The following is a 10,174-nucleotide window of genomic DNA, read 5'->3' as shown; positions in this document are numbered from 1 at the left end:
CGGCGTCCTGCCGGGTTGCCCACGGATTCAAGCCTGCGTTCGGCCAGCGTGGTTTAACGGGGCGCCTGAGATCAAAAGCAGATCAAGATCAAGATCAAGAGCGACTCGCTTCGCATCGTGGTTACGTTTGGGGGCTACAGAGTGGTGTAGATACCTATGCCCCGATAGTGGTGCATCAGTGACAGATACTGAGGCTGACACACTGCAATCGGGGGCAAGCCCCCTCCCACAGTTGGATCTCCGGTGTTTTCGAGTGCTTTGCTCAGAAGGCAAACGTCCCATCAAACACCGGCTTGTCATCCAGCGCCAACACGCCGCTGGCAAAGATCAGGTCCAGGTGGTGACTGCCTTTCTGCCCGCCGCCCAAGCCCAGATGCAACCCGCAATGGCGTTCTTCAAAGCCTGCATTGCGCGCGTACAAATCCTTCACGCCTTCATTGGTGCCGATGCCCAGTTCTTCCACGCGGCGGTTGGACGGGTTGGCATTGAGGTACTTGTTGAAGTCATCCACCAACCCCGGCACGTCGCTGGCCACGCTGCAGATGGTGGAGTTCTCGATCCACAGTTCCAGGGGTGACTCCAGCACGCCGTATTTACGCGCAAAGGGGATGGTGCTGAGGAACGTCCCGACAAACCGCACTTGCCCGTTGATGGCCTCGCTGTGGGTGGCGATCTCGCCCGGGGCCAGGTCGTGGTTGCCGACGCCGTTGATATTGGTCCACTTCTTGATGCTGCTCATGGGGGCTTCAAGGCGTGAGCCGTGCTTGTCGGTGAAGCTCAGCACGGTGGCTTCGGACATGCGCCGGATCAAGGTGGCGTTGAGGTCGGCAATGCGCTGCGGTTCGACGCTGAAGGTGTCGTAGAAGTAGTCGCCATAATCCTTGAACAACAGCGACTTTTTCCAATGTTCGGCCATCACGCCCTGCAATGCGCGGATAAAATCCGGGCCTTCGGCTCGGGGGTTGGGCAGGGTCGAGGAATCGTAGAGAAACAGGTACAGGTCGCAGGCTTCGATGGCCTGGGCCAGGGTTTCACTGGCGCTCAGGTCCAGGCGCTGCACCTGGAAATTGAAACGGGCGGCGCTGCCGTGGGTGATTGCCTGGGCGATGGCGTCGTAGCGTTCGGTATGGCCCAGCAGCACGGTAGGGCGGCTCAGGCCCTGGAGGGCCGGGTGATGAGCGAGGTAGTAAAGAAAGTGTTCGACGGCGCGGGCCTTGTCCATGACGGGAGTCCTTCGGTGCCTTGGGTAAGGGGGCAGGTGCCGTGCAGGGCACCTGCCGTATGCCTGCCGGGTGTTAGAACGGCCACATCGCGGTGCCAAATGGCACAACGGCGTCGGCTTGCATCATTTCAACGGCGGCCTCATGGGTCGGCGCTTCAAACCAATCGTCGAGTTGCAGTTCGGTTTCCAGGTCTTTTTCCAGTGCTTGCATGGTGTATCTCCTAGAGGACGTTGTTTGAGAACGGCTTGCCAACGGGCTTCGCGGGCAAGTGCAGAGAACCTAGGAGAGAGTGTTTCAAAATGCAAAATATTTATTGACACGGTTTCATTTGGACTTTTTCTTCGGTTTTTTTGAAGAGATTTTTTATCGAGAAAAAACAGTTGATTGGCTGAACCGATTCTTCAGTTATGTCTGACCGACAATTTTCCGTAGACCGCCCCCTGAGCGTGGCCGTAAAGACAACGTTCCGCACTGTAACGTCAGGTTTACGACGATAGTCGCGTAACGCTGGGTAGAAAATCCCTGTAAGGAATACCTGACAGATTGCCGAGTGCGCGTTGGTGGTGCGTGCCGAACCTGTCGAGCGGTGTACAATGCGCCGCGTTTTACTGTGACCCCCCCTTTGCGTAACCACGCAAAAGGCCAAGACCCAGGGTTTACCTTCCCTGATCACTCCGCCTGGCCACGAGCCAGACGGGTTCGATTTCGTCACAGATAAAAACAAACAGGTGACGCATGACCGTTAGAAAGACGCTGTACTCCTGGTACCTGCGCTGGGGTTTGAGCGGCGCTGCTTGAGGCGGTAATTCAAGGCAGCAACCTGCATTCAACATTCTCAAACCTTGCGTGAGACTCTTTTCATGAGTGGACCCCATTCCTCTTCAGGCGAGCTGAAACGCGGCCTGAAAAATCGGCATATCCAGTTGATCGCCCTCGGTGGCGCCATCGGTACCGGCCTGTTCCTCGGTTCGGCCGGGGTACTCAAGTCCGCCGGCCCGTCGATGATCCTGGGCTATGCCATCTGCGGCTTTATCGCCTTCATGATCATGCGCCAACTCGGTGAAATGATCGTAGAAGAGCCGGTCGCCGGCTCCTTCAGCCATTTCGCCCATAAATACTGGGGCGGGTTTGCCGGCTTCCTGTCGGGCTGGAACTGCTGGATCCTGTACATCCTGGTGGGCATGTCGGAGCTGACGGCCGTCGGTAAATACGTGCACTTCTGGTGGCCGCAGATTCCGACCTGGGCCTCGGCGGCGGCCTTCTTCGTGCTGATCAACCTGATCAACCTGGCCAATGTCAAAGTCTTCGGTGAGGCCGAGTTCTGGTTTGCGATCATCAAGGTGGTGGCGATTGTCGGCATGATCGCCCTGGGCAGCTATCTGCTGGTGAGCGGCAGCGGCGGGCCACAGGCGTCGGTGACCAACCTGTGGGAGCACGGCGGCTTTTTCCCCCATGGCGTGGGTGGGTTGGTGATGGCCATGGCGATCATCATGTTCTCCTTCGGCGGCCTGGAAATGCTCGGGTTTACCGCTGCCGAAGCCGACCAGCCACGCACGGTGATCCCCAAGGCCATCAATCAGGTGATCTATCGCATCCTGATTTTCTACATCGGTGCCCTGGTGGTGCTGTTGTCGCTGATCCCGTGGGACAGCCTGCTGGCCACCCTTAACGCCTCCGGCGACCCCTACAGTGGCAGCCCGTTCGTCCAGGTGTTCTCGATGCTGGGCAGTAAAACGGCCGCGCATATCCTCAACTTCGTGGTGTTGACCGCAGCGCTGTCGGTATACAACAGCGGCACCTACTGCAACAGCCGCATGTTGCTGGGCATGGCCGAGCAGGGCGATGCACCCAGGGCCCTGGCGAAGATCGACAAGCGCGGCGTACCGGTGCGTTCGATCCTGGCGTCGGCGGCAGTGACCCTGGTGGCGGTGCTGATGAACTACTTCATCCCGCAGCATGCGCTGGAGTTGCTGATGTCCCTGGTGGTGGCCACGTTGGTGATCAACTGGGCGATGATCAGTTATTCCCACTTCAAGTTCCGCCAGCACATGGACCTTACCGGTCAGGTGCCGTTGTTCAAGGCGCTGTGGTATCCCTACGGCAACTTTATCTGCCTGGCGTTCGTGGTGTTTATCCTGGCGATCATGCTGATGATTCCGGGGATCCAGGTGTCGGTGTATGCGATCCCGGTGTGGGTGGCGTTCATGGGGGTGTGCTACTGGATCAAGAACAAGCGCAAGGCGCAAGCGGCCTTGAGCACAGCAGGGACGGTTCTGGAGTAGGACGGTTCCGGTAAATGGAAAACCCGGCCGTGTGCCGGGTTTTTTGTGGGCGCGGGCAGGTTAGACTCCACCCCCCGTTTTTATCGATCCTTGCCCGGAGGCCCTATGCAGCACACCGAGATTGACGGCGGCGCCCTGCAGCGCGACGCGCTGGAAGACCTGATCGAGCAGCACCGCAGCCCTTTGCGCTTGCTCGGCGTCGACCTGAGTGGTGCCGATCTGTCGCGCATGCAATTGGACCACTGGGTGTTTGAGCGGTGCATTCTGACCCAGACGTCCTTCCTCGGTTCGCGCCTGGAAGGCACGCAATGGAAAAGCTGCCGGGCCGGCCACGCCATCTTCGAGGCCGCGAACCTGCTGGAAGCGCAGTTCAGCAGTTGCGACCTGAACAACACGCGCTGGCAGCGCAGCAAGCTGTCCCAGGCGAATTTCACCCAGTGCAAGCTGACCGGCGCCAACTTCACCCATTGCGCGTCCCTCGGCCTGAGCTTCAGCGAAAGCCTGCTCAACAGCGCCTTTTTGTCCGGGTTGTCGTTTACCCGAACCCTGCTTAACAACCTGGATTTTTCCGATAGCGATTTGTCGGATACCGACTTTCGCAAGGCAGAGCTGGTGGATTGCAGCCTGGCCCATGCCCGTATCAACGGTGCCAATTTTGCCGGTGCCGACCTGCGCGGTGCAGATTTGAGCGGCTTTCGTCTCAATGATGCCAAACTGTTCAAAGGCGCCGTGATTTCCAAAGCCCAGGCGTCGATGTTGTTGTCTGAGTTGGGCTTGTCCGTTGCCTAGGGTTCTTGATTGATGCTGGTAATTTCCAACAATGTGCACCTGCCTGACGCCGAGATCGAACTGACCGCCATTCGTGCCCAGGGTGCCGGCGGGCAGAACGTCAATAAGGTGTCGAGTGCGGTGCACCTGCGCTTTGACATTCCGGCGTCGTCGTTGCCGCAGTTCTACAAGGAGCGCTTGCTGGCGCTGCGTGACAGCCGTATCACCAGCGAGGGCGTGCTGGTGCTCAAGGCCCAGCAATACCGGACCCAGGAACAGAACCGTGCGGATGCGCTGGAGCGTCTGGTGGAATTGATCCTCAGTGCCACCAAGGTCGAAAAGAAGCGCCGGCCGACCAAACCCACCCTGGGTTCAAAGAAGCGCCGGCTGGAGTCAAAAACCAAGCGCGGCAGCATCAAGGCCGGGCGTGGCAAGGTCGACTTTTAAGCGTCGCGAGACTCGCGGGCCTGAGGTGCCTGGCGATACAGATAGAGGCTCAGCAACAAGCCACCGCAGGCGGCGAGGGCGGCGAAGAGGAAGATCGACGCAAAGCCGAAACCTGCCGCGACGGCGCCGGCCAGTGGGCCGGTGATCCCCAGTGACAGGTCAATGAACAACGAATAAGCGCCCACCGCCGCACCACGGCTGGAGGCCGGCACCAGGTTGACGGCCTCAACCCCCAGCGCCGGAAACACCAGGGAAAAACCGAAGCCGCTCAAGGCCGCGCCGGCCAGCGCCCAGGGGGCATCCGGCGCCAGCCACAGCAACAGCAGCCCCAGTATCTCAACCGACAGGCAGGCGATTGCCACGCGGAAACCGCCGATCCGGTTGATCAGATTGCCGAACAGCAGGCGCGCGCCGATAAAACTGGCACCGAACAGGCTCAGTGCCCATACCGCGTTGTCCCAGTGCTGGGTGGTGTAATACAGGGTGATAAAGGTGGCAATGGTGCCAAAGCCGATGGAGCCCAACGCCAATGCGCACCCATGGGGCAGCACGCGGCCCAGCACATTCATGAACGGCAGGCGTACACCGGCCACAATCGGCGCCGCTTCTTTGTTCCACGCCAACAGCACGCCCACAAGCGCCAGCACAATGATGCTGACGCCCATGCTCCACAGGCCGAACCGGCTGACCAGCAGCACGCCCAGCGGTGCCCCGACGGCCAGCGCGCCGTAGCTGGCGATGCCGTTCCACGAGATGACCTTGGCGGTATTCGCCGCACCGACACGCCCTATGCCCCAACCAATCGCACCGGAACCCACCAGGCTTTCAGCGCTGCCCAGCACCAGGCGACCGATCAGCAGACAACCGAGACTGAAGGCCGGCAGGCTGGAAAAACCGGCGGCGAGCAACATGAACACGCCGCTCAAGCCGCAACCGACCAGGCCGATGAGCACCGCGCGCTTACTGCCCAGGTTATCGATGATTTTGCCGGCATACGGACGGCTCAGCAGGGTCGCCAGGTATTGCACGCTGATCACCAGCCCGGCGATAACCGCGCCATAGCCCAGTTGGCTATGCACATAGCCCGGCAACACCGCCAGAGGGATGCCGATGTTCAGGTAGCCGATAAAGGTGAACAGCACGATGGAAACGACTTGCAGCGTGACCGCCATGGGTCGCTGGGTATCTGGCATGGGAGAGGTCCACTGTCGCAGCAGGTAAAGATAGGCTGCTAATGATACCGGTGGTTTGGCTCGCGCAGGGCGCTAAAGCGCAAAAACCTCAGCGCAGGAACGCTTCAGGCTTGCTCAGGGGCCAGCAATTGGGTGGTGACCAGGGCGGCCAGGGCGTTTTCCTGGGTGCCGAAGCGCTTGAGCAACACGGCTTGTTTGTCCGCGCTGAGGCGGTTCCAGACCTCGACCATCTGCAGGGCAGCGTCGAGTACGGCGGTATCCGGGGTATCGGTCATTTTTACGGGGGTCTCGAATGATTCAGGCAGTGTGGAAAGCGCTCAAAGCTGCGCTTTCCACACGGTCTGGTACGGCGTCAGTCCTGGCTTTCGCTGTCGACTGGTTTTGCTTCTTTGGCTTCGGGCCGTGTGTCGCTGGCCTGTTGCGGTGCTGGCTGCTCTGTAGGCTGCAGGCTTGGGAAGGGGAGATTAGGTATCTCGTGCATCGTCGTCGCTCCTCGCAAGGTCTGTTTCAATCGCAGGTGATTGCGCGCTCTCAAAAAGCCTTGGCAGGATACAGCACTATAAATGACAAATAGACTTTTATATCGACCGTGCCTAGAACGCCACTTTGCCCAGGATCATGTCGCGATACATCACAAAATCACCGAGCAGGCTGTAAAACGGGTGCTGGAAGGTGGCCGGACGGTTCTTCTCGAAGAAGAAATGGCCGATCCAGGCGAAGCTGTAGCCGGCGATCGGCACGGCCAGCAACAGGCCTGGCGAGCCTCGGCCGATGGCGTAGGCCAGGATGCCGATCACCAGCGTAGTGCCGATAAAATGCAGGCGCCGGCAGGTGCTGTTGCCGTGCTCCGCCAGGTAGTACGGGTAAAACTCGGCGAAGCTGTTGAATCGCTTGACGTTTTCCACGGTGACAGGCCCTCTGATTGTTGTGCGGCCCAACAGATGTTCGGCGGGGAGCTTATTTGAGTCTAGAGTGATCAGTGGTGACAGCCAGTGACAATAGATGCCACTTTAGTATCCTTGGCCTCCTGGCTACCGTTTAAGCCTGCCAGCACAAGAAGGCGCCATGAGCGAACGAACAACGTCTGCAAGCTGGGCGATGGGGATAGTCAAGGCCCTGGAAATGGACGGCCTGGATTGCCGGGCCCTGTTCAAGCAACTGGGATTGGACTATGCCGACCTCAGTAACCCCGACGCGCGTTTTGCGCAGGATGCCATGACCCGTTTATGGCAGCGCGCAGTGGAGTTGTCGGGCAACCCGGCCATTGGCCTGAACATGGGCAAAGTGGCGCGTCCGGCCTCGTTTCATGTCGCCGGTTATGCCTTGATGTCCAGCAACACCCTGGCCGACGGCTTCAGGCGCCTGGTACGTTACCAGCGCATCATCGCCGAAAGCGCCGACTTGAGTTTCCGCCTGCTCCCCGAGGGCTACGCGCTGATCCTGACGGTGCACGGCGATCACCTGCCGCCCACCCGACAAAGCGCCGAAGCCTCGCTGGCCAGTGCGTTGGCGCTGTGCGGCTGGCTCACAGGACGAACCCTGCAACCGCATAAAGTGATGCTGCAGGGCGATCAACCGGTCGATCTGGCGCCCTACAAAGAGGTGTTCCATGCGCCGCTGGAATTCAATGCGCCGTATGACGCGCTGATTTTCGAGCAGGCCGACATGGATGCGCCATTGCCTACGGCCAACGAGGCCATGGCGCAGTTGCACGATCGTTTTGCCGGTGAATACCTGGCGCGCTTTTCCGAAAGCCGTGTGACCCACAAGGCACGGCAGGTATTGTGCCGCCTGCTGCCCCAGGGCGAACCCAAGCGCGAAGTGGTGGCGCAGACGTTGCATCTGTCCCAGCGTACCTTGCAACGGCGTTTGCAGGAGGAGGGCACCAGCTTCCAGGCCCTGCTTGACGACACCCGCCGTGAGCTGGCCGAGCAATACCTGGCGCAGCCGAGCATGACCTTGCTGGAAATCGCCTACCTGTTGGGGTTCGCCGACCCCAGCAACTTCTTTCGCGCGTTTCGCCGCTGGTTCGACGCCACGCCCGGCGAATACCGGGCGCGGTTGCAGCATACGTCGACCGTCAGTGACGCCAGAACGCCGGAATACAGAGCACAAACACCGTAATGATTTCCAGCCGTCCCAACAGCATGCCCAGCGACAGAATCCACTTGGCCGCATCCGGCAGGCTGGCGAAGTTGCCGGCCGGGCCGATGGTTTCACCCAGGCCCGGGCCGACGCCGGATACGGTGCTGGCCGCGCCGGTCAGCGCGGTCATCCAGTCCAGGCCCAGCAGTGACAAGGCCAGCGCGATGGCACAAATGGTGATGGCGAAGAAAAACGAAAAGGTCAGGATCGACCGCACGATTTCCTCGTCGAGACGGTGACCGTTGTACTTCTGTTTGATCACCGCGCGCGGGTGAATCAACTGGTTCAGGTTGGCCTTGAGCAGGATATAGGCGACCTGGAAGCGGAAGATCTTGATCCCGCCGGCGGTAGAGCCCGAACAGCCGCCGATAAAGCCCAGGTAGAAGAACAGCATCAGTGAGAAGTTGCCCCAGAGGCTGTAGTCCCCCAGCGCAAAACCGGTGGTGGTCACCACCGAGGTGACGTTCAGCGCCACGTGGCGCAGGGCATCCAGCCAGTGCAGGTTGGTGGTCCACCAATACCAGGTGCCGAGCACCAGCCAGGTCACCACCAGCAAACCGAGCAAGCCCTGCACCTGCTGGTCCCTGAGCAGCGCGCGACGGTTGCCGCGCAAGGTCGCCACGTACAGGGTGAACGGCAGGCTGCCCAGGATCATCACCACCACCGCCACCCAGTGCACCGCCGGTTGCTTCCAGTGCGCCAGGGATTCATCGGAGGTGGAAAACCCGCCGGTGGAAATCGCCGACATGGCGTGGTTGATCGCATCGAACAGCCCCATCCCGGCCCACCAGAACGCCAGGCTGCCAAGGATGGTGATGCCCACATACGCCGCCACGATCAGCCGCGCGACCATATGGGAGCGCGGCATGACCTTTTCCGAACGGTCCGACGACTCGGTCTGGAACAGGCGCATGCCACCGATGCGCAGCAGCGGCAGGATCGCCACCGCCATGCCGATAAACCCGATACCGCCGAGCCAGTGCAACAGCGAACGCCACATCAGGATGCCCGGCGACATGTTGTCCAGCCCGCTCAACACCGTGGACCCGGTGGCCGTGATGCCGGACATGCTTTCAAAAAACGAGTCGGTGTAGCTGATGTGCTGAGTCAGCAGGAACGGCAGCGCGGCGAAGACGCACACTACCACCCAGCTGGTGACGGTCAGCAGGTACATGTCCCGGGGGCGCAGGTGCACATGCTCCGGGCGCCCGGGAATCACCAGGGCCAGGCCGGCGATAAAGGTGATCATGCTGGCCCACAGGAACGAGGGCAGGTCGCTGGTGCGTTCGAAGATCACCAGGGTGGCCATGGGCACGACCATGGCGATCGCAAGCGTGATCAGGAAGATGCCGATGATGAAACCGATGATGCGCAGGGTCGGCAACGCCATGAAATTCGCTCGGGTGGTGTGGGCAGAGGCGCCATTCTACCTGCGGTGGAGGTCTTGTAAACCAAGGGCTGGGGCAACATGTAGGAGGGGGCTTGCCCTGATACCGATCAGTTGGCGCAGAGCCCCTGTGGGAGGGGGCTTGCCCCCGATGGCGGCCTCAGAGCCGACCAGGATGTTGGATCGATCCCGGTCAAAATGTGGGAGGGGGCTTGCTCCCGATGGCGGCCTCAGGACTGACCAGGATGTTGGATCGATCCCGGTCCAAATGTGGGAGGGGGCTTGCCCCCGATGGCGGCCTCAGAGCCGACCAGGATGTTGGATCGATCCCGGTCCAAATGTGGGAGGGGGCTTGCTCCCGATGGCGGCCTCAGAGCCGACCAGGATGTTGGATCGATCCCGGTCCAAATGTGGGAGGGGGCTTGCCCCCGATGGCGGCCTCAGGACCGACTAGGATGTTGGATCGATCCCGGTCCAAATGTGGGAGGGGGCTTGCTCCCGATGGCGGCCTCAGGACCGACCAGGATGTTGGATCGATCCCGGTCCAATGTGGGAGGGGGCTTGCTCCCGATGGCGGCCTCTGGGCCGACCAGGATGTTGGATCAGATCGCGTACATATCCGTTTCTGCGGTCATGGCCACTTAGGGTTCCGCCCTGACGGCGGGTCACTTTGGAAAAGCCCCAAAGTAACCAAAGGGCTCTTGCCCCACCACTCGGCACCTCGCTTGG

At 60.6% G+C, this 10,174-nt stretch carries 10 protein-coding genes; 4 read left to right on the top strand and 6 right to left on the bottom strand.

All coding sequences use genetic code 11. The features are described 5' to 3' along the window. Positions 1 to 262: 262 nt before the first annotated feature. Positions 263 to 1,222 (bottom strand): leucyl aminopeptidase, encoded by a 960-nt coding sequence (locus BFP96_RS19555; protein ID WP_065895056.1) that lies wholly within the window; start codon positions 1,220 to 1,222, stop codon positions 263 to 265. A 73-nt stretch (positions 1,223 to 1,295) separates the two neighbouring features. After that, entirely contained in the window at positions 1,296 to 1,433 is a 138-nt protein-coding gene (locus BFP96_RS30945; protein WP_003237751.1) for a hypothetical protein, read from the bottom strand. A gap of 650 nt (positions 1,434 to 2,083) precedes the next feature. Here BFP96_RS30945 and BFP96_RS19550 point away from each other — a divergent pair. The 3 genes from BFP96_RS19550 (at position 2,084) to arfB (ending at position 4,720) form a co-directional block, all read left to right on the top strand. Further along, on the top strand, positions 2,084 to 3,505 hold the full coding sequence (locus BFP96_RS19550) for an amino acid permease (protein ID WP_065936846.1): 1,422 nt from the start codon (positions 2,084 to 2,086) through the stop codon (positions 3,503 to 3,505). Between the two features lie 105 nt (positions 3,506 to 3,610). Continuing rightward, complete coding sequence (locus tag BFP96_RS19545) at positions 3,611 to 4,294, top strand: pentapeptide repeat-containing protein (RefSeq protein ID WP_065895054.1); 684 nt, start codon at positions 3,611 to 3,613, stop codon at positions 4,292 to 4,294. A gap of 12 nt (positions 4,295 to 4,306) precedes the next feature. Further along, entirely contained in the window at positions 4,307 to 4,720 is a 414-nt protein-coding gene (gene arfB / locus BFP96_RS19540; protein ID WP_065895053.1) for an alternative ribosome rescue aminoacyl-tRNA hydrolase ArfB, read from the top strand. Here arfB and BFP96_RS19535 read toward each other — a convergent pair. The 3 genes from BFP96_RS19535 to BFP96_RS19530 all read right to left on the bottom strand — a co-directional run bounded on the left by BFP96_RS19535 (position 4,717) and on the right by BFP96_RS19530 (position 6,818). Further along, a complete protein-coding gene (locus BFP96_RS19535) occupies positions 4,717 to 5,913 on the bottom strand; it encodes an MFS transporter (protein WP_065895052.1) in 1,197 nt (398 codons plus the stop codon). The two genes, arfB and BFP96_RS19535, sit on opposite strands and share 4 nt — an antisense overlap. 104 nt (positions 5,914 to 6,017) lie before the next feature. Next, positions 6,018 to 6,188: a hypothetical protein gene (locus BFP96_RS30940; protein WP_163001606.1), complete on the bottom strand. Its 171-nt coding sequence runs from the start codon at positions 6,186 to 6,188 to the stop codon at positions 6,018 to 6,020. Between the two features lie 318 nt (positions 6,189 to 6,506). Then, the gene (locus BFP96_RS19530; protein ID WP_065887649.1) at positions 6,507 to 6,818 is read right to left on the bottom strand and encodes a DUF962 domain-containing protein; all 312 of its coding nucleotides are present in this window, start codon (positions 6,816 to 6,818) and stop codon (positions 6,507 to 6,509) included. 160 nt (positions 6,819 to 6,978) lie between these two features. Here BFP96_RS19530 and BFP96_RS19525 point away from each other — a divergent pair, with 160 nt between their 5' ends. Then, positions 6,979 to 8,037, top strand: coding sequence for an AraC family transcriptional regulator (locus BFP96_RS19525; RefSeq protein ID WP_065896417.1), 1,059 nt, complete (start codon positions 6,979 to 6,981; stop codon positions 8,035 to 8,037). On the opposite strand, the gene BFP96_RS19520 is transcribed toward BFP96_RS19525, so the two are convergent. Further along, positions 7,994 to 9,448, bottom strand: a complete 1,455-nt coding sequence (locus BFP96_RS19520) for a TrkH family potassium uptake protein (protein ID WP_065887653.1) — start codon at positions 9,446 to 9,448, stop codon at positions 7,994 to 7,996. The genes BFP96_RS19525 and BFP96_RS19520 overlap by 44 nt on opposite strands. Positions 9,449 to 10,174: the final 726 nt, after the last annotated feature.

This window comes from Pseudomonas sp. 34 E 7 (assembly GCF_900005715.1).
Taxonomy (GTDB): Bacteria; Pseudomonadota; Gammaproteobacteria; order Pseudomonadales; family Pseudomonadaceae; genus Aquipseudomonas; species Aquipseudomonas orientalis_A.
This window is presented reverse-complemented; position numbering and strand designations above follow the sequence as displayed.